This window comes from Streptomyces sp. UC4497 (assembly GCF_054871485.1).
In genome coordinates this window covers 107,868-127,240 of the sequence record NZ_JBTYHB010000023.1, presented here as the reverse complement: position 1 = coordinate 127,240, position 19,373 = coordinate 107,868, and the positions used below count along the sequence as shown (strand labels likewise).

The following is a 19,373-nucleotide window of genomic DNA, read 5'->3' as shown; positions in this document are numbered from 1 at the left end:
CGGTCAGCCGTGCAGTCCGCACTCGGTCTTGGCCTGGCCCGCCCACCGTCCGGCGCGCGCGTCCTCGCCCTCGAGGAGGCGGCGGGTGCACGGGGCGCAGCCCACGGAGCCGTAGCCGTCCATGAGGAGGGGGTTCGTGAGAACTCCGTGCTCCTGGACGTAGGCGTCGACGTCGTCCTGCGTCCAGCGCGCGATCGGCGAGACCTTGACCTTCTGCCGCTTCTCGTCCCAGCCGACGACCGGGGTGTTGGCGCGGGTCGGGGACTCGTCGCGGCGCAGGCCCGTGGCCCACGCGGAGTAGTTGGCGAGACCCTCTTCCAGGGGCTTGACCTTGCGCATCGCGCAGCACAGGTCGGGGTTGCGGTCGTGCAACTTCGGGCCGAACTCGGCGTCCTGCTCGGCGACCGTCTGCCGCGGCGTGAGGGTGATGACGTTGACGTCCATCACGGCCTCGACGGCGTCCCGCGTACCGATCGTCTCCTCGAAGTGGTAGCCGGTGTCGAGGAACACGACGTCCACGCCGGGCATCGCGCGGGAGGCGAGGTGGGCGACGACCGCGTCCTCCATGGACGAGGTCACGCAGAACTTCTTGCCGAAGGTCGACGCCGCCCACTGGAGGATCTCCAGCGCGGTGGCGTCCTCCAGGTCGCGCCCGGCCTGTTCGGCGAGCGCCTTCAACTCATCTGTGTCCGTGAGGGCTTGAGCCGTCGTCATATCTGTTCCCCTCCACCGTCGTTGCGCTGAACCCCGCGGGCGAGAAGCCCGCGGAACTTCAACGTGAAGGCTCGGTTGCAGGCCGCGCATTCCCAGGCGCCGTGACCTTCTTCGCCCGGGCGAAGGTCCTCGTCGCCGCAGTACGGGCAGAAGAACGGCGCGGCACGCTCACTCACGACAGGGCCTCCGCACTCGCACGGGCCGCCCAGGTCGCGAAGCGCTCGCCGTCCTCGCGCTCGGCCTCGAAGTTCCTGACCACGCGCTCGATGTAGTCGGGCAGTTCGGCCGACGTGACCTTCAGGCCGCGCACCTTGCGGCCGAACCCGGCGTCCAGGCCGAGCGCGCCGCCGAGGTGCACCTGGTAGCCCTCGACCTGCTCGCCGTTCTTGTCGAGCATCAGCTGGCCCTTGAGACCGATGTCCGCGACCTGGATACGGGCGCAGGCGTTCGGGCAGCCGTTGAGGTTGATGGTGAGCGGCTCGTCGAAGTCCGGGAGGCGCTTCTCCAGCTCGTCGATCAGCTGCGAACCGCGGGCCTTGGTCTCGACGATGGCGAGCTTGCAGAACTCGATGCCGGTGCAGGCCATCGTGCCGCGCCGGAACGGCGAGGGCTTGACCTGGAAGTCCAGCGCCTCGAGTCCGGCGACCAGCGATTCGATCTGGTCCTCGGCGACATCGAGGATGATCATCTTCTGCTCGACGGTGGTCCGCAGCCGGTCCGAGCCGTGCGCACCGGCCAGTTCGGCGATCTTGGTGAGCGTGGTGCCGTCCACCCGGCCGACGCGCGGGGCGAACCCGACGTAGAAGCGGCCGTCCTGCTGGCGGTGGACGCCGATGTGGTCGCGCCACCGGTGCGAGGGCTCCTCGGGCGCCGGTCCGTCGACCAGCTTCCGCTTCAGGTACTCGTCCTCCAGGACCTGGCGGAACTTCTCGGCGCCCCAGTCGGCCATCAGGAACTTCAGACGGGCGCGGTTGCGCAGGCGGCGGTAGCCGTAGTCACGGAAGATGCCGACCACGCCGGCCCAGACGTCGGCGACCTCGTCCAGCGGCACCCACGCGCCGAGGCGCTGCGCCAGCTTGGGGTTGGTGGAAAGGCCGCCGCCGACCCAGAGGTCGAAGCCGGGGCCGTGCTCGGGGTGGTTCACCCCCACGAAGGCCACGTCGTTGATCTCGTGGACCACATCCTGGACAGGGGAGCCGGAGATCGCGGTCTTGAACTTGCGCGGCAGGTTGGAGAACTCCTTGCTGCCGATGTACCGCTCGTGGATCTCGTCCACGGCGGGCGTGCCGTCGATGATCTCGTCGGCGGCGATGCCGGCCACCGGGGAGCCGATGATCACGCGCGGGCAGTCGCCGCAGGCCTCGGTCGTGGACAGGCCCACGGCCTCCAGCTTGTCCCAGATCGCCGGGACGTCCTCGATGCGGATCCAGTGCAGCTGGATGTTCTGCCGGTCGGTGATGTCGGCGGTGCCGCGCGCGTACTGCTCGGAGACCTCGCCGATCGCGCGCAGCTGCGGCACGGTCAGCCGGCCGCCGTCCACGCGGACCCGCAGCATGAAGTACTCGTCGTCCAGCTCCTCCGGCTCGAGGACGGCCGTCTTGCCGCCGTCGATGCCGGGCTTGCGCTGGGTGTAGAGACCCCACCAGCGCATGCGTCCGCGCAGGTCCTGGGGGTCGATGGAGTCGAAACCGCGCTTGGAGTAGATCGTCTCAATACGTGTCCGTACATTGAGACCGTCGTCGTCCTTCTTGAACTGCTCGTTGCCGTTGAGCGGAGTGAAGTGACCCACGGCCCACTGGCCCTCGCCACGGTGACGGCTCACCTTGCGGCGGGGCGTGACGGGGGTAGGCGTATCCGGGGTGGCAGCCATGGAGATTGTCCTTCAGGCAGGCTTAGGGCGGCTCTGACCTGCACACTTCGCGCAGGGGCGCGGCGGTGCGCAGTGGGTCAGGTGTAACGAGGAATCGGCGGTGCTGGAGAGATCAGCGCGCCGGACAGATGGCGCTGGACATGCGGCCGAAGTCGACGTGACGTCGACTCACCAAGGCGGTTCCAGCTGTAGACATGACGAAAGCGTGTCACGGGACTTTGGGCCCGGTCCACCATCGTCCGCAATCTGGACGAGATCGTCTCGAATCGCGGACAAAAGTGGTGTCGGTCACAGCGGTGCGGGCCTGCTCGACGGGCAGGCGGGGCGCGCTCAGGAGGCGGGAAAGGCCCCCGGCCACGGGCCCGCGGTCGGAAGGTCCGGCTCCTCTTCGGTCGCCGTGTGGAACAGCTTGAACCCGCGCCGCTCGTAGTTCGCCATCGCGTGCTCGCCGTCCTTGCTGCAGGTGTGCAGCCACACCCGCTTCGTGGGCGTCCGCTCGGGCCACCGCTCGGCGAGATCCCAGGCGCGCGCGACCGCGTACGACAGGAGGTGGCCGCCGATCCGCCGACCCCGGAACGCCGGGATCAGGCCGAAGTAGACGACCTCCACCACGCCGTCGTCCTGCGCGTCCAGCTCCACGTACCCGGCGGGCGTCCCCTTCTCGTACGCGACCCATGTCTCGGCACCCGGACGCGACAGCTGCTCCTGCCACTGCGCGTAGGTCCAGCCGAGCCGGTCGAGCCAGCGGATGTCGCTGCCCACGGACGCGTACAGGAACCGGCTGAACTCGGGGGAGGGGACCTCGGCGCGGGCGATGCGCACGTCGTCGCCCTCCGGCGGCGTCGCGGGGCGCAGGTCGGAGGGCGCGGTCTGCTCCAGCGACCACGTGGTGACGGTGAGGGTGTTGCTGCTGCTCATGCGGCTCATCGGATCACGCCCGACGCCCTATGGCCAGGGCTGCCCGGGATGCGGGAAGATCCGGCAGCGCGCAACAGCGCCACCCCCCGCGCCATCCGTACCAGCCCAACCGGAGGTTGTACCGATGTCACGTCGTTTGTCCCGTGGTGTGCTTGCCGCGGCCACGCTCACCGTCGCCCTAGCCACGCTCGCGACCCCCGCACTCGCCGCGCCCGCGGCGGCGGGCGCCCGGATCTTCATGGTCAACCCCGTCCAGTCCTCGGGCGACCAGTCCCTGACCGACGCCAAGGACTCCGCGACGGCGGTCCCGGCCGACCAGTACGCGACGGCGGCGCTGCGCAATCTCGACGGCAGCGGGGGACTGTCCGGGAAGTGGGCCTACGTCAGATCGGAGACCGGCGCCGCAGCCAAGGTCGCCGACGCCGGCACGTACACCCGCCACGACGACCAGTTCGAGCAGGTCATGGCCTACTTCTGGGTCAACGAGGCCCAGGAGTACCTCCAGTCCCTCGGCTTCGGCACCGAACTGCCCGGCGCCAACGACCGCGCCCAGCCCGTCCGCATCAACCAGTGGGGCGCCGACAACTCGTACTTCACCGACAAGAAGGCCGAGATCCGCTTCGGCAAGGGCGGCGTCGACGACGCGGAGGACGCCGAGGTCGTCGTCCACGAGTACGGGCACGCCGTGCACAACGCCCAGGTCCCCGGTTTCGGCACCTCGGTGGAGGCGGGATCGATCGGCGAGGCGTTCGGCGACTATCTCGCCGTGGAGGTCGGTGCCGCCGCCGACGCCAAGTACGGCTGGCCGATGCGGGCGGCCCTGGCGTGCGTCGCCGACTGGGACTCCGTCTCGTACACCTCGTCCACTCCCCACTGCCTGCGCCGCGTCGACACCGACAAGACGTACGCGGACCGGGTCGGGGAGGTGCACGCCGACGGCGAGATCTGGTCGCGCGCGCTCTACGACATCCGCCGCGCCCTCGGCGCCCGCACGGCCGACCGGATCATCGTGAACGCCCAGTTCGACTTCGCCCCCGACACCAGCTTCTCGGCGGCGGCGAAGTCGACGGTCGCGACGGCGCGGGAGATGTACGGCGCCGGGGCGGAGACGGCGGTGCGCAAGGCCTTCGCGGACCGGGGGATCCCCGGGGTCTAGGCCCTGCGCACCCGGTCCGGGCGTCTCAGTCGGTGTCGCTGCTGCGGCTGAGGCGTCCGGGCCACCACGACTTCGGGCCGATGTCCCGGACCAGCGCGGGCACCAGCAGCGACCGTACGACCAGGGTGTCCAGCAGGACGCCGAAGGCCACGATGAACGCGATCTGCACCAGGAAGGCGAGCGGGATCACGCCGAGCGCGGCGAACGTCGCGGCCAGCACGACACCGGCCGACGTGATCACGCCGCCCGTCGCGACGAGCGCCCGCAGGATCCCGTCCCGTACCCCGTGCTCCAGGGACTCCTCGCGGGCCCTCGACATCAGGAAGATGTTGTAGTCCACGCCGAGCGCGACCAGGAACACGAACCCGTACAGCGGCACGGACGCGTCGGTGCCGCTGAAGCCGAAGACGTGCTCGAAGACGAGCGCGGAAATGCCCAGCGTCGCCACGAAGTTGAGCGCCACCGTCGCCACCAGGATCAGCGGCATCATCAGGGACCGCAGCAGCCCGATGAGGATCACCAGGATGATGGCGAGGACCACGGGAACGATCAGCGTCCGGTCGCGTTCGGCGGTGTGCTGGGTGTCGTACTGCTGCGCGGTGTAGCCGCCGACGAGGGCGTCGGCGCCGTCGACGGAGTGCAGGGCGGTTCGCAGCTGGACGACCGTCTCCTTGGCCGCGTCGCTGTCGGCCGGGTCCTTCAGCGTCACGTCGACGCGCACCTTGCCGTCCACGACGCGGGGGGAGCCGCCGCCCGGCCGTCCCTGCTCGGTGAGGACGGCCGCGCTGGCGACGCCGTCGACCTTCTCGGCACGCGAGACGACCGCGTCCCGGTGCCCGGCGTCCGCGATCACCACGGCCGGGTTCCCGGAGCCGCCCGGGAAGTGCTCGGCCAGCGTGGCCTGCGCGGTGACCGAGGGCGCGTCGTTGACGAAGATCTCGTCGAGCGGCACGCCCTTGGAGTCGAGGGTGGGAGCGAAGGCCGCGCACGCCAGCAGGCCGACGAGAGCGATCGCCCAGATCTTGCGCGGCGCCCGCTCCACCGCCCGCGCGACGCGCCGCCACAGGCCGTGCCCGGCGCCCGAGCCGTCGTCGGTACGCACCTTCGCGGGCCAGTACGCGGCGCCGCCGAGCAGGACAAGGGCGGCCGGCAGGAACGTGAGGGTGCTCAGGACGGCGCAGCCGATGCCGATGGCGCCGACAGGGCCGAGCGCCCGGTTGTTGGTGAGATCGCTCAGCAGCAGGGCGAGCAGGCCGAGGGCGACGGTGGCGGCGCTGGCCACGATCGCCCCGGAGGAGCGGCGCAGCGCGGCCCGCATCGCGGCGAACCGGTCGGCGCCCGAGGCGAGTTCCTCGCGGTAGCGGGCGGTGAGCAGCAGCGCGTAGTCCGTCGCGGCGCCGATGACCAGGATCGACAGGATGCCCTGCACCTGCCCGTCGACGCGTACGACGTCGTGGTCGGCCAGGGCGTAGACGACGGCGCAGGCGGCGCCGAGGGCGAGCACCGCCCCGATGATGATCACGAAGGGGAGCAGAACGCTGCGGTAGACCAGGATCAGGATCACCAGGACCGCCACGAGGGCGACCGACAGGAGCAGCCCGTCGATCCCGGCGAAGGCGTCGGACAGGTCGGCCTGGCTCGCCGCGGGACCGGCGACGGCGACCGTCGTGCCCGGCACCTTCGACGCCGCGGACTCGACCGCGTCGAGCGTCGGCGCGAGCTGGTCCCCCAGGTCGGGTCGGAGCTGTACGACCCCTTGCAGGGCCTCGCGGTCGTCCGACGGCAGGGCGGGCGACACCTGTCCCACGATGCCGGGCTCGCCCTTCAGCGTGGCCAACGCGCGGGTGGCGGCGGCCTGTTGGTCGTCGTCTATCCGGCCCCCGCCGTCGGCGGTCCACACGACCACCGCGGGGAGCGTCTCGTCCTCGCTGAAGGCGCGTTGCGCGTCGATCACGCGCGTGGACTCGGCGTTGCGCGGCAGGAAGGCCGCCTGGTCGTTGGTGGCGACCTCGCCGAGTTTCCCGGCGTACGGACCGAGCGTGCCGCCGATGGCGAGCCAGCCGAACAGCAAAACGATCGGCACGAGCCAGCGGGCGCGTCGGTGGGTGCGGGGCATGGTTCTCCCAAGGATGGCGTCCGGACAATCTCAATCGGAAAGTATCTCAATGATTGAGTTAACCGGGATGGTGGCATACGTCGTTCCTTCTCCTGGAGCCGGGCCCTCGGATGCGGCCGAAAGAATCTAGGTCCGAGGGCTCTCGACCGCGGCGAGCTCCTCGTTGAGCGAGCCCAGGAACCGGATCACCACGTCCAGTTCCGCCGGGCTGAAGTCGCCGCGCACCCGGTCGGTCGCCTCGGCGAGCGGCCCGAAGTATTTACGTGCCCGCGCCTGCGCCCCCGGCACGTACTGCAGATGCACCACCCGCCGGTCCTGGCTCTCCCGCACCCGCCGCAGATGGCCGGCGCGCTCGAGCCGGTCCACGCAGGCGCTCACCGCGCCGGACGTCAGGCCGAGGCGGCGGCGCAGCACGCTCGGGGTGACGGGCTCCGCGGAGTCCAGGACGACGGCGAGCGCCTGCACGTCCGTGGGGTGCAGGCTCTGGCCGGTGGCGAAGCCGTGCACCACCCGCGTGAGTTCCCCGTTGAGGCGGCGCAGCTCCACCGCGAGGGCCCGCAGTTCCGCCTGCGCGGACGCGGCCCCTTCGGCGGCTTTCTCGGCCCGTCCACCCACGCCCACCACTGCGTTCCCTTCGCGTGGGACGGCGCCCGCTCGGCGCCGCCCGCTCGATCCTGTACGAGGGTGCGCCAGCTTACTCGGGCCGCCCCGGCGCGCTTGACGTGCGGCTTCGGTCGGCGGGCCGGTCGGGGCGGCGGATGACGTCCAGCGGCGCCCGGTGCCACGGGCTCTTGCGGTTCGCCGGGTCGAGCAGGGACTTCACGTGCGCGTCGGCGACCTCCCGCGGGGCGAGCAGCGACTCGGAGGGCGTCCCCTGCGCGCCTTCGTGCCAGACCGAGAGGCCGAGGAGGTAGTGGTCGCCGTACTCCTCCCACGTGTTGTACGTGCCCGCCACCCGCGGCACCACGTTCTTCAGCAGGTTCCACGCGTCCGCCTCGGACAGCAGACCCGCGGCGAAGCCGCACCGCGCGATGTCCGCGTACAGGGCGATGTCCCAGGCCAGCGGCTCCACGCCGACCCGGGCACGGGCCTGCTCCCGGAACCCCGACCGCGCCAGCGCCCCGAGCCGCGCGAGCAGCTCGTCCCGCGTACCGGTCTCCCACTGCCCGGCCAGCCGGCGCCGCGCCTTGTCGTCGTCGATGCGGGTGAACGGATAGAGCGTGGTGCGCGAGGCGTCCTTGCCCGGGCGCACGGGTGCGCTCAGGGACACCATCCACAGCTGGTGCAGGCTGAGGGGCGTGCGGTAGCGCCGCTCCGCCTTGGGTCTGATCCGCGGGACACGTTCGAACATGGACATGCCGCCGGAGCGTACCGAACCCATCTGAGCCCCTGGGGCGGGCCTCTCAAGCCCTGCTCAGCGCCGCGCCAACCGCACCGCCAGCTCGAACGCGTTCCGGATCGACCCGGTGTTGGCCGCCCCCCCGACCGACCAGGTCGAACGCAGTGCCATGCGCCGGCGTGCAGATCGGAATCGGCAGCCCACCCGCGATGGTCACCCCGCCGTCGAACCCCATCAGCTTCATCGCGATCTGCCCCTGGTCGTGGTACATCGTGAGCACCCCGTCGAACTCCCCGGCCCGCGCCTTCAGGAAGATCGTGTCGGAGGGGAACGGCCCGCTCAGATCGATCCCGCCCTCCCGCAGCTCCCGGATCGCGGGCGCGATGATGTCCAGCTCATGACGGCCGAAGCGCCCGTTCTCACCCGCATGCGGATTCAGCGCACACACCCCGATACGCGGCGCCCCGACCCCCGCGCCCCGCAGCACCCGGTCCAGGAGCCGTCCCGCCTCCGTCACCCGCTCGTAGGTGATCCCGGCGTCGACCTCGGCGATGGAGACGTGCGAGGTGACGCGCGCGGTCCACAGCCCGGGCACCACGTTCAACTCGGAGGTGAAGGAGTCGACGCCCAACTCCTCCTCGAACCACCGCAGTTCATCGCTCTGCGTCATCCCTGCCAGATGCAACGAGGACTTGTTGAGCGGAGCGAAGAGCATCGCGCCGACCTCACCCGCACGCGCCAGATCGAGCCCGGTCTTCAGGTGGCCGAGCGCCCAGCGCCCGCCCTCCGCCGTCGCCGCCTTGCGCTGGAAGCCGTCGCCCGGACGCTCGGGCGCGGGACCGGGATGCAGCAACTCCGTTGCCCAGCCCAGGTCCACGCCCGCGTCCTCGCCCGCCGAGCGCAGCTCCTCCTCGTCGGCGAGAAGCACGAGGTCCGCGGCTGAGCGGGTCTTCGGATCGTCGAGCAACCGGGCCACCAGCTCGGGCCCGATCCCGGCCGGGTCACCGAACGTCACGGCTACACGCGGGAGTTCAGAAGTGTGCGTACTCATGAGGTCTTCTCCGGAGTCTTGGGTTCGGGGGCCTCTGAGGCCTCGGGGACGGTACGTGAGCGGCGCAGCCTGCGCGTCACCGGCGGACCGGCCACCAGCACCACGGCGAGCGCCAGGATCGTCACCGCGGCCGGGCTGTGCAGGATGAGCAGGGAGTCCTCGCCCGACAGCGCCGACGTCTGCACCAGCGCCTTCTCGAACAACGGGCCGATGACCAGGCCGAGGACGAGCGGGGCCACGGGGAAGTTCAGCCGCTTCATCGCGTAGCCGACGAGCCCGAAGAACAGCACGATCCAGATGCTGAACATGCTGTTCTTCACCGAGTACGCGCCGATCAGCGAGGTCACGATGATCAGCGGATAGAGGAACGCGTAGCGCACGCGCAGGAGTTGGGCGAAGACCGGCGCCAGCGGCAGGTTGAGGATGAGAAGCAGAAGGTTGCCGATGAAGAAGGAGACCAGCAGGCCCCACACCAGCTCAGGCTGGTTCTCGAAGAGCAGTGGGCCCGGCTGGATCCCGTACACGAGGAACGCGCCGAGCAGCACCGCCGTCGTCGCGCCACCGGGGACGCCGAGGACGAGGGTCGGCACGAAGTTGGCGTTGGAGGCGGAGTTCGTGGCCGCGTCCGGGGCGACGACGCCCTCGATGGCGCCGGTGCCGAGCTTCTTGCGGTTGCGGGAGAACCGCTTCTCCGCCCCGTACGCCATGAACGAGGCGAGCGTCGTGCCCGCGCCCGGCAGGCAGCCGAGGAGGAAGCCGAGGACCGTGCCGCGCGCGGTCGGGGCCGCCGCCCGCTTCAGGTCCTCCTTCGTGAGGAGCAGATCGCGGAAGCGGGCCCGGATCGGCTCGGCCATGCCGATGTGCAGCTGGTTGAGCAGCTCGCCGATCGCGAACAGGCCGATCATGACCTCGACGAACGGGATGCCGCCGAAGAGGTCGATCTGGCCGAACGTGTAGCGGGGCGTGCCGCTGCCGCCGTCCACGCCGACGCAGCCGATGAGCACGCCGGTGAGGCCGAGCGCCATGCCGAGCAGCAGATTGCGGCCCGAGAAGACGACGATCGTGCACAGGCCGAGGATCATCACGGCGAGCATTTCGGGTGGCCCGAAGTCGAGCGCCAGGTTCGCGAAGAACGGGGCCACCGCCATCAGTGCGACCAGCGACACCATCGCCGAGACGAACGCGCCGAGCGCCGAGATCGCGAGCGCCGGCCCGGCTCTCCCGGCCCGTGCCATGCGATAGCCGTCGAGGGTGCTGACCACCGACGACGCCTCGCCTGGCGTCGCGATGAGGATCGCGGTGATCGTCGCCCCGAACTGGGCGCCGTGGTAGATCCCGGCCAGCATGATCAGCGCGGTGAGCGGCGAGAAGGTGAGCGTGACGGGGATGAGGATCGCGACACCCGTCGCCGATCCAAGCCCCGGCAGAATGCCGATCACGGTGCCGAGCAGCACACCGACGAAGCACCACAGGACGTTCTCGGGGCTGAGCGCCGCACCGAATCCGGTGACGAGATGGTCGATCACAGCTGGCTCCAGACGGCGGGGTCGAAGAGACCGAACGGCAGCGGAATGCTGAGGATCGTGATGAACAGCAGATAGGACACGGCGAACACGAGCACCGCCACCAGCACGCTGCGCGCGAGCGGCTGACGCTCCACGACCGCCGTGAGGAACAAGGTCATCAGGGTCAGCGCGGGCAGCAGCCCCAGGAACGGCACGAGCAGCGCGGTGACCACCATCGTCACCACGACCACGATCAGCTTCGTGCGGACCCGCTGCGCCTCCTCGGCGTCGACCTCGGCCGCCTCCTCGACATGCCCGTCGCCCTCCAACACCGAACCCGTACGCAGCTCCTGACGCACCAGCAGCAATCCGAGGACGGCGAGCAGCAGGCCCGCCGTGCGCGGCATCACGCCGGCGCCGATGGTGCCGTCCTCCGGCTGGGTCCACGGATAGGCGAAGGACCCCGCGAAGAACAGGGTGCCGAGCGCGGTCAGCGCGCCGTACGCGATGAGGACGGGGCGGCGCGCCCGGGCGGGGGCAGGGGTCGTCACGTGAGGTCCTCCTTCACCTGGGCGTCGTACTTCTTGAGATACGCGGCGAACTCCGGGCCGCTGCGATGGGCGGGCGTGAGCATGTCGGCCTTCAGGTACTCGCGGTACGCCTTCGACTTCATGGCCCGCTCCAGCGAACTGATCCAGTACCTGCGCTGTACGTCGTCGATCCCGGCGGGTGCGAACACGCCGCGCCACAGCGTGACTTGGGCGTCCATGCCCTGCTCCTTGGCCGTCGGCACCTTGCCGAGGACCGGGTCGTCGTAGCGCTTCGCGGTCATGGTGCACAGCGCCTTCATGTCACCGCTCTGCAGATACGGCTTCGCCGACGAGGCGCTGGAGGGCGCGATGTCGATCTGCTTGCCGAGCAGCCCGGTCAGCACCTCGCCGGTCGAGCCGTAGGGCACGACGCCGAACTCCCCGCCCTGCTTCTTGAACTTGCCGATCACCAGGGCGTCCGCGCCCGTCTTGCCGCTCGACCCGGTGACGACACGCTTCTCGCGCGCGGCCCGCACCACGTCCGGGCAGGTCTTGTACGGGGAGTCCTTGCGGGCCACGACGATGCGGGAGTCCTCCGCGAACATCATCAGCGGCGTGAACGACTTGTACGTGAACGGCACGTCGTAGACGAGCGGAAGCGTGTTGAGGGCGCCCTCCGCGACGAGCAGCGCGTTGCCGTTGCCCTCCTCCGCGAGGAACCCGGCCCAGCCGACGGCGCCCGAACCGCCCTCCTTGTTCTCGACGTTGACGTGGTAGCCGCCGTCGAGCTCGTTGAGTCCCTGGGCCATCACGCGCGCCGAGCGGTCGCTGCCACCACCCGGCGCGAACGCGACGAGAGCGGAGACCGAACCGCGCGGATGCCAGTCCTTCGGCACCTCGGGGGTGGCGTTGAGCAAGGTGCACGAGGTGAGTGCGGTGACCAGTGCCGTGGCTCCGGCGAGACGGCGTGCCGCACGCAGTGGTGACGTCATCGTCGACCTTCCTGAGGATCCGAGATCCTATGGGATATGGCCGTGACCGTAGGTGCGCCGAAGGAGCCATGACAAGAGGCGTGCGCGAATTGCCGCCGCGCCAGCGGAAGTTGACCTTGTGGTTCGTCCCGCCGCTACGCGTCGTCGAGCGAGCGCCGCTCGACGCCCTCCAGGTGCGTGCGCATCGCGCGGGCCGGCGCCTCGGGATCGCCGGACTCGAACGCGGCGAGGATCGCGGTGTGCTCGGCGATGGCCTGGTCGATGTCGAACGTGCCGTGGCCGACGGTCTGCCGCATCCGGTGCACGTGCGCGCTCAGCGACTCGGCCATCGCCGCCATGAACCGGTTCTGCGCCGCCTGGATGATCAGCAGGTGGAACGCCCAGTCGGCGGCGAAGTACTCGCGCAGATCGGAGTTGTCCGTGGTGGTGCCGTGCTCCTGGTCGCCGCCGCGCAGCTTGCGCACGCGGTGCGCGGCGAGCACATGGCGGGCGTGCGCGGCCCGCAGCTCCGGCACCAGCTCCTCGATGTGCGCGAGGGCCCGCTCCACCGCGCCGAGCTCCAACATGATGCGGGCGTCGAAGAGTTCGGTGACCTGCTCGGGGGAGAGCGGCGGCGCCACCTTGTACCCCTTGAGCGCGACCCGGTTGACCAGGCCCGTGTGCTCCATCTGAACAAGCGCCTCACGCACGGGAGTTGGAGAAACCCCCAGCTCTCGGGCGAGCGAGTCGATGCCGAGCGAGGAGCCGGGCGGCGTCGAGCCGTCGAGCAGCTTCTCCAGGATCGCGTCGTAGACCCCGTCGCGCAGCGCACGGCGTGCCACGAGCGGGGAGTTGGTGCTCTGCGGGTGCGTGCTCTTCGGGCTCATCTCGCCGTCCAGGTTATCCGAGGGGGAGTGCGGACAGTCTGTCGCAGACCGAATAGATCCTATAGGCTCTACGATTCAGTGAGGACCGTTCAGGCCGACGAGGGAGTCGCCCATGCCGCCCACCGTCCATCGCACTCCGCCCCGCACTTCCCGCGACTGGCCCATCGGCGCCGCCCTCCTTCAGTTCCCGGACGCCCACAACGCGCCTGTTCAGCAGTGGAGTTCGGTACTCGGAGAAGTGGCCGGCGAGGGCTTCGACCACGTCGACCTCACCGACAGCTGGGTGCGCCCCGGCGACCTCGACGCCGACCGCAGGGCCGAACTCGGCCGCGTACTCAAGGAGTCGGGTCTCGGCGTCACCGCGATCTCCGCGATCCGCCGCAGCGTCATCGACCCCGACGAGGACGCGGCCCGCGCCCACCTCGCGTACCTCCTGCGCACGATCGACGCGGCGGCAGAGCTCGGCACCGGCGTCGTATCGGTGGGCCTGCACCGGGAGTTGACGCAGACCCAACAGGAAGCACTCTGGTTCTGGCACGAACAGGGCGCCACCGACCCGATCGGCGACTTCCGCACCTGGGAACTCGCGGTCACCCGCCTGCGTGAACTCGGCGAGCGCGCCGCCCGGCACGGGATACGCGTGTCCCTGGAGATGTACGAGGACACCTACCTCGGCACGGCGGACAGCGCGGTCTCCCTCGTCACCGACATAGATCTCCCGAACGTCGGCCTCAACCCCGACATCGGCAACCTCGTCCGCCTGCACCGCCCGGTCGAGGACTGGGAGTCCATGCTGCGCAAGACCCTCCCGCACACCAACTACTGGCACATCAAGAACTACTACCGCGACCACGACCTCGCCACCGGCGCCTACTTCACCCATCCCGCGCCCTGCGAAGGCGGCCTGATCAACTATCGGCACGCCCTCGCCATGGCCCTGGAGTGCGGCTTCGACGGCCCGATCTGCGTCGAGCACTACGGCGGCGACGGCCTGGGCGTCTCGGCCGCCAACCGCGACTACCTGCGACGTGTGCTGCGGGCCCGCCTCGGGGAGTGATCAAGGGTACGGAACCCGTACGAGAAGGAGGACCCCGCGTGAGCCGCTGGATCGGAACCAGCTTCAAGATGACCAAGACCCGTTCCGAGGCCGCGAGTTACGCGGCGCGCGTGCGGGCCGCGGTCGGCGACGGCATCGACGGCGTGCAACCCTTCCTGATCCCCTCGGCGACCGCCGTCCCCGTCGTCGCCGACACCCTCGGCCCCCGCTCGCCCGTCCTGACCGGCGTGCAGAACGCCCACTGGGACGACGAAGGCGCCTGGACCGGCGAGATCTCCGTGCCGCAGGCCGCCGACGCGGGCGCCCGGCTCGTCGAGATCGGGCACTCGGAGCGGCGCGCCCACTTCGCCGAGACCGACGAGACGGTCCGCCTCAAGACGGCCGCGGCCCTGCGCCACGGCCTCACCCCGCTGGTCTGCGTCGGCGAGGACGCGGCGGCCAGGGACGCGGGGCGCGGCGCCGACGTCGTACGCGCACAGGCCGAGGCGGCGCTCGAAGGCCAGTCGGACCCGGGAGCGGTGCTGCTCGCCTACGAACCGGTCTGGGCGATCGGCGAACACGGCCGGCCGCCCCGCCCCGAGGAGATCGCCCCCGCCCTCGCGGCCCTCGCCGAACTCCCGGCGCGCGCCGTGCTGTACGGGGGATCGGTCGACCTGGGGAACGCGCCGTGGCTGCTGGAGCTGCCGGGTGTGCAGGGGCTGTTCGTGGGGCGGGCGGCTTGGGATGTGGATACGTTTTTGAAGCTGCTCACGCTGGGACTGTGACGCCTGACTACGAAGGAGTCGTGGTTCGGCGTCACAGTCGCCCTCGCGGCACCCTCAGCACCCGCCCGGTTCCCGCGCCGCCACCACCGCCGGCGCGACCGAGTACGGAAGCAGGTCCCGCAGGTCCTCCGGCAGCACCACGTCCACTTCCGCGTCGTCCGCGAAGCGGTACGGGCGGTGCGCGAGGAGGGCGCCGAGGTAGCGGCGGACGCGGGACATCTCGGCGCGCACCGTCACCGTACGGGTCCGGTCGCCGAACAGGTCGTCGGCCAGCGCGGAGGCGCTGCGGCCCGCCGGGTGCAGCGCCAGGACGTACAGCAACTCGGCGTGCCGCGGGCTCAGTTCATGGGTCCAGGTGGCCGCCGCCCCGGACACCTCGAGGGACCAGCGGCGCGGGCGGCTCACGTCGAGGGCGATACGGGTCGTGCCGAGCGGCAGCGGCGTCTCGTCCACCATCAGGAGCCAGCCCCCGGGCAGCGGCGTCACGCTGCAGGCACCGAGCGACGGGACCCAGCAGCAGCCCTCCGCGAGGGACTTGGGCAGCGCCACCCGGTCCACCGCCGGCATCCCGGTGACCGCCGCCGTCCAGCCGAGCGGGTCGACCGCGAGCGCCCGCCCGCTCATCCTGGCGAGGACCGGCGCCGCGACCGAACGCAGCCGCTCGAGGCTCCCCTGCAACTGTTCGCGCAGCCGGGCCTCGGCGAGCTGCGCCACCGAGTGCACCCACGACAGCGTCGCCGGATGCATCGTGTCCATCGGCCCGCTGATGTCCACGACCCCGAGCACCCGCCCGTCGCGCGGGTCCGTGATCGGGGCGCCCGTACATATCCATGGGTGCTGCGACTGCACGAAGTGCTCGGCGGAGAAGACCTGTACGGGACGGCGGGCCACCAGCGGCGTGCCTATCCCGTTCGTGCCGACGACGTCCTCCGCCCAGTGCGCCCCCAGCTCGAAGCCGAGTTTGTCGGCCATGCGCAGGACGCCGGGATGTCCCTCGCGCCACATGATCCGGCCGTCGGCGTCGCTGATCACCATGATGTGCTGCGCCGCGTCGGCCACCGTCACCAGTGCCTCGCGCAGCATCGGGAGGAGAGGGAGGAGCGGTGAGGCCTGCCGCTTCTCCTCCAGCTCCTCCGCGGTGAGCAGCCCCGCCCGGACGTCGCGGTCCGGGTCGACGCCGTCCCGCAGCATCCGCTGCCAGGAGTCGCCGATCACCGGTCGCGGGCGTACCCGCGGCCGCTGCCCCGAGAGCGTGGCGTCGCGCACCCCCTTGAGCAGGCGGGACGAGTGCGCCACGTCCATGGAGGACAACCGTGCGAGGTCGATCGTCGAATCCTTGTTCATGCGGGGAACCTCGGTTGTGGAGAGTTGCGTCCATCCTGCCTTGAGAAGCCGCGCAGGCGTGGGCCTTCCCGAGGAACGTTGCAACCCCCTGCAACCCTGGTGAACAACCGTGCGGGGTTTAAAGATGGGGACGACGCCGCTGATGCGGCGTCCGAGCTCCTCTAGGGGCCCTGATGAGTGGGGATGGTGCCGTGTCGGCGCAGCACCATCCCCGCGTCAGTTTCCGGACCGCGGGACCCGTGTAAGTCTCCAGGTGGTCAGATCTGTGGGCGGGCCCGTTCCGCCAGTGCCGTCAGGTCCAGTGTGTGCGGCAGTGTTCCGAAGCCCGAGCCTCTGTCGCCCCCGAACCGCGCCGCGCAGAACGCGTCCGACACGTCGTCGGGGCCGTACCGCGCGAGCAGCGAACCCTGGAGCACCAGCGCGATCCGCTCCGCGAGCCGGCGCGCGCGTGCCTCGATGCCGTCCAGGTCGCCGAGTTCGGTCAGCAGATCCTTCACCGCCGCGTCGAGCCGGTGATCGGCGCCGCGCGCCTTGCCGATCTCGACCAGGAACGCGTTGAGCGCCTGCGGCTCCCGCTGCAACGCCCGCAGGACGTCCAGGGCCTGTACGTTCCCCGCGCCCTCCCAGATCGAGTTCAGCGGTGACTCGCGCAGCAGCCTCGGCATGCCGGACTCCTCCACGTACCCGTTGCCGCCGAGGCATTCGAGGGCCTCCGCCACCAGCGGCGTACAGCGCTTCGTCACCCAGTACTTGGCCGCGGGCACCGCGATCCGCAGGAACGCCCGCTCCTGCTCGCCGCCGTCCTCGTACGCCGCCGCGAGCCGCAGCGCGAGCGTCGTCGCGGCCTCCGACTCCAGGGCCAGATCCGCCAGTACGTTGCTCATCAGCGGCTGGTCCACCAGCTTCGCCCCGAACGCCTCGCGGTACGCGCAGTGGTGGGTCGCCTGCGCCACCGCCTGCCGCATCAGGGCCGCGGAACCGAGCACGCAGTCGAGCCGGGTCGCCGACACCATCTCGATGATGGTGCGCACCCCGCGCCCCTCCTCACCGACGCGGCGCGCCCATGTCCCGTCGAACTCGACCTCGGCCGACGCGTTGGACCGGTTGCCCAGCTTGTCCTTCAGGCGCTGGAGGGCGAACGGGTTGCGGGTGCCGTCCTCCAGGACGCGCGGCACGAGGAAACACGTGAGTCCTGCGCCGGTCTGCGCGAGTACCAGGAATCCGTCCGACATCGGCGCGCTGCAGAACCACTTGTGGCCGGTGAGCGTGTACGTCCCGTCCTCGGACAGGGGTACGGCCCGCGTCGTATTGGCCCGTACGTCGCTGCCGCCCTGCTTCTCCGTCATCGCCATGCCGAAGAGCGCACCGGCCTTCTGCCCCGCGGGGCGCAGCCCGGAATCGTAGACCATGGACGTCAGCAGGGGCTCCCACACGGCGGCGAGCTCCGGCTCGGCGCGCAGCGCGGGCACGGCCGCGTGTGTCATCGACAGCGGGCACAGGTGTCCCGCCTCCACCTGCGACCACACCAGGAACGCGGCGGCGCGCCGCAGATGACCTCCCGGCCGCGTCCACGCCGACGTGAGCCCCGCCGACACACCCTTGCCCAGGAGCCGGTGCCACGCGGGATGGAACTCCACCTCGTCGATCCGGTGGCCGTAGCGGTCGTGGGTGCGAAGGCGTGGCGGGTTCTCGTTCGCGAGCCGGCCCCACTCCTGGGCCTGGGTGGACCCGGCGGTGCGGCCGAGAAGTGTGAGGTCCGCGAGGGTCTCGTCCAGAAGTCCCGGGTCCAGATGCCGCTTCAGACCCTGCGTGAGGGCCGCGTCGGCGGAGAAGACGTCGTATCCGACGAGCGGAGGGGCCTGGTTGGTGACGGTATGCGTGCTGCCTGCCATGTCTGTCGAACCTACCCGCGCCACCGCAAACCCCACCACAGGCCGGGCCTGACGTCGGACGCCGTCCCTCCCGACGGATACCGTTGAGGTGTGCAGCCAGCAAGTGAATCCCCCGAACCGCCGTCCGGACGTCTGCACCGGGTGCGCGTCCTCTATCACAACGTCTCGAAACGGAAGACGACCTGGCTGCTCCTGAAGGACACCGTCAACTCGTGCATGGAGTACCGCATCCTGGGCCTCGCGGCCGAGGCGGCGTTCTTCACGCTCCTGTCGGTGCCGCCGCTGCTGCTGTCCCTGGTGGGTCTGCTCGCCTACGTAGACACCTGGACCGGCGCCGACACCATCGCGGGCGTCCGCGACAACATCCTGGAGGCCTCGCGCACGGTCCTCACCGACCAGGGCGTGAAGGAGATCGCAGAACCGATTTTGGACGACGTCATCAAGGGCGGCAGGCCCGACGTCATCTCCATCGGCTTCCTGCTCTCGCTGTGGTCGGGCTCGCGCGCGGTGTCGACGTTCGTGGACACGGTGACCGTGATGTACGGCCTCGACGGCGTCCGCGGCATCGTGAAGACGCGGCTGCTCGCCTTTCTGCTCTTCCTGGTGGGGCTCGTCGTCGGCGCGATAGCGCTGCCGCTGATGATCGCGGGCCCGGACGCGGTGATCGGGCTCGTGCCCTGGTCCCAGTCCCTCGTCCAGATCTTCTACTGGCCCGTGGTCCTGGTCCTGTCCATCGCGTTCCTGACGACGCTGTACCACGTGTCCGTGCCGGTGCGCTCGCCGTGGATCGAGGACGTGCCGGGGGCCCTCGTGGCGCTCGCGATGTGGATCCCCGGCAGCTTCCTGCTGCGCCTGTACCTCACCAACACCATCGAGGGCCCGACCATCTACGGCTCCCTCGCGGCACCGGTCGCCGTGCTGCTGTGGATCGGCGTCTCGGCGTTCGCGGTGCTCGTCGGCGCCGCGGTGAACGCCGCGATCGACCGGGTGTGGCCGTCGGTCGCGACGGCGGCGGCGCGCGCCGCGAACGAGCGGGTGCGCAGGGCGGCCGCCACCGAGCAGTTGGCGCGGGCGGCCGCGCTGGGCTTCCCGGACGACGACGAGGACCTGGACGACGGCGACGACCCGGGCATGCCGTCCGAGTTCCCGGAGCGCTGGTCGAAGTTCCTGCCCCCGGAGGACGTCACGTCCCGCCTGCGTACGCACGCCCGGAAGAACGGTGACGGGTCGGAGGACGAGGAGGACTGACGCCGCCGGGC

Annotated in this window: 18 protein-coding genes; 4 read left to right on the top strand and 14 right to left on the bottom strand. The window is 70.7% G+C overall.

Translation table 11 applies throughout. The features are described 5' to 3' along the window. Positions 1-3: 3 nt before the first annotated feature. From ACYSUO_RS27995 to ACYSUO_RS27980, 4 genes are all read right to left on the bottom strand, one after another. On the bottom strand, positions 4-714 hold the full coding sequence (locus tag ACYSUO_RS27995) for a phosphoadenylyl-sulfate reductase (protein WP_461779011.1): 711 nt from the start codon (positions 712-714) through the stop codon (positions 4-6). Further along, positions 711-890 (bottom strand): hypothetical protein, encoded by a 180-nt coding sequence (locus ACYSUO_RS27990; RefSeq protein WP_351331691.1) that lies wholly within the window; start codon positions 888-890, stop codon positions 711-713. The genes ACYSUO_RS27995 and ACYSUO_RS27990 overlap by 4 nt, the downstream gene beginning before the upstream one ends. Then, complete coding sequence (locus ACYSUO_RS27985) at positions 887-2,584, bottom strand: nitrite/sulfite reductase (protein WP_461779010.1); 1,698 nt, start codon at positions 2,582-2,584, stop codon at positions 887-889. The genes ACYSUO_RS27990 and ACYSUO_RS27985 overlap by 4 nt, the downstream gene beginning before the upstream one ends. A gap of 330 nt (positions 2,585-2,914) precedes the next feature. Continuing rightward, positions 2,915-3,502, bottom strand: coding sequence for a GNAT family N-acetyltransferase (locus ACYSUO_RS27980; protein WP_461779009.1), 588 nt, complete (start codon positions 3,500-3,502; stop codon positions 2,915-2,917). A 124-nt stretch (positions 3,503-3,626) separates the two neighbouring features. Here ACYSUO_RS27980 and ACYSUO_RS27975 point away from each other — a divergent pair, with 124 nt between their 5' ends. Beyond that, a complete protein-coding gene (locus ACYSUO_RS27975) occupies positions 3,627-4,658 on the top strand; it encodes a M4 family metallopeptidase (protein ID WP_461779008.1) in 1,032 nt (343 codons plus the stop codon). Positions 4,659-4,683: 25 nt separating this feature from the next. Here ACYSUO_RS27975 and ACYSUO_RS27970 read toward each other — a convergent pair whose 3' ends face one another. From ACYSUO_RS27970 to ACYSUO_RS27935, 8 genes are all read right to left on the bottom strand, one after another. Then, positions 4,684-6,774 carry an MMPL family transporter gene (locus tag ACYSUO_RS27970; RefSeq protein ID WP_461779007.1) on the bottom strand — a complete coding sequence of 697 codons (2,091 nt, stop codon included), beginning with the start codon at positions 6,772-6,774 and terminating at the stop codon, positions 4,684-4,686. 126 nt (positions 6,775-6,900) lie between these two features. Beyond that, positions 6,901-7,389, bottom strand: coding sequence for a MarR family winged helix-turn-helix transcriptional regulator (locus tag ACYSUO_RS27965; protein ID WP_461779026.1), 489 nt, complete (start codon positions 7,387-7,389; stop codon positions 6,901-6,903). Positions 7,390-7,468: 79 nt separating this feature from the next. Continuing rightward, positions 7,469-8,131: a DUF1266 domain-containing protein gene (locus ACYSUO_RS27960; RefSeq protein ID WP_461779006.1), complete on the bottom strand. Its 663-nt coding sequence runs from the start codon at positions 8,129-8,131 to the stop codon at positions 7,469-7,471. Positions 8,132-8,177: 46 nt separating this feature from the next. After that, entirely contained in the window at positions 8,178-9,164 is a 987-nt protein-coding gene (locus ACYSUO_RS27955; RefSeq protein WP_461779005.1) for a 4-hydroxythreonine-4-phosphate dehydrogenase PdxA, read from the bottom strand. Beyond that, entirely contained in the window at positions 9,161-10,690 is a 1,530-nt protein-coding gene (locus ACYSUO_RS27950) for a tripartite tricarboxylate transporter permease (protein ID WP_461779004.1), read from the bottom strand. Before ACYSUO_RS27950 ends, ACYSUO_RS27955 begins: the two co-directional genes overlap by 4 nt. Further along, positions 10,687-11,220 carry a tripartite tricarboxylate transporter TctB family protein gene (locus ACYSUO_RS27945; protein ID WP_461779003.1) on the bottom strand — a complete coding sequence of 178 codons (534 nt, stop codon included), beginning with the start codon at positions 11,218-11,220 and terminating at the stop codon, positions 10,687-10,689. Before ACYSUO_RS27945 ends, ACYSUO_RS27950 begins: the two co-directional genes overlap by 4 nt. Continuing rightward, complete coding sequence (locus ACYSUO_RS27940; RefSeq protein ID WP_461779002.1) at positions 11,217-12,191, bottom strand: tripartite tricarboxylate transporter substrate binding protein; 975 nt, start codon at positions 12,189-12,191, stop codon at positions 11,217-11,219. Before ACYSUO_RS27940 ends, ACYSUO_RS27945 begins: the two co-directional genes overlap by 4 nt. Positions 12,192-12,325: 134 nt before the next feature. Beyond that, a complete protein-coding gene (locus tag ACYSUO_RS27935) occupies positions 12,326-13,057 on the bottom strand; it encodes a GntR family transcriptional regulator (RefSeq protein WP_461779001.1) in 732 nt (243 codons plus the stop codon). A 112-nt stretch (positions 13,058-13,169) separates the two neighbouring features. Between ACYSUO_RS27935 and ACYSUO_RS27930 the strand changes: the two genes are divergently transcribed. Both ACYSUO_RS27930 and ACYSUO_RS27925 read left to right on the top strand, forming a co-directional pair. Next, on the top strand, positions 13,170-14,114 hold the full coding sequence (locus tag ACYSUO_RS27930) for a sugar phosphate isomerase/epimerase family protein (protein ID WP_461779000.1): 945 nt from the start codon (positions 13,170-13,172) through the stop codon (positions 14,112-14,114). Between the two features lie 38 nt (positions 14,115-14,152). Then, entirely contained in the window at positions 14,153-14,878 is a 726-nt protein-coding gene (locus tag ACYSUO_RS27925; protein WP_461778999.1) for a triose-phosphate isomerase, read from the top strand. A gap of 54 nt (positions 14,879-14,932) precedes the next feature. Here ACYSUO_RS27925 and ACYSUO_RS27920 read toward each other — a convergent pair whose 3' ends face one another. Both ACYSUO_RS27920 and ACYSUO_RS27915 read right to left on the bottom strand, forming a co-directional pair. After that, the gene (locus ACYSUO_RS27920) at positions 14,933-16,222 is read right to left on the bottom strand and encodes a helix-turn-helix domain-containing protein (protein WP_461778998.1); all 1,290 of its coding nucleotides are present in this window, start codon (positions 16,220-16,222) and stop codon (positions 14,933-14,935) included. A gap of 257 nt (positions 16,223-16,479) precedes the next feature. After that, the gene (locus ACYSUO_RS27915) at positions 16,480-18,114 is read right to left on the bottom strand and encodes an acyl-CoA dehydrogenase family protein (protein ID WP_461778997.1); all 1,635 of its coding nucleotides are present in this window, start codon (positions 18,112-18,114) and stop codon (positions 16,480-16,482) included. A 90-nt stretch (positions 18,115-18,204) separates the two neighbouring features. Here ACYSUO_RS27915 and ACYSUO_RS27910 point away from each other — a divergent pair, with 90 nt between their 5' ends. After that, entirely contained in the window at positions 18,205-19,362 is a 1,158-nt protein-coding gene (locus ACYSUO_RS27910; protein WP_461778996.1) for a YihY/virulence factor BrkB family protein, read from the top strand. Positions 19,363-19,373: the final 11 nt, after the last annotated feature.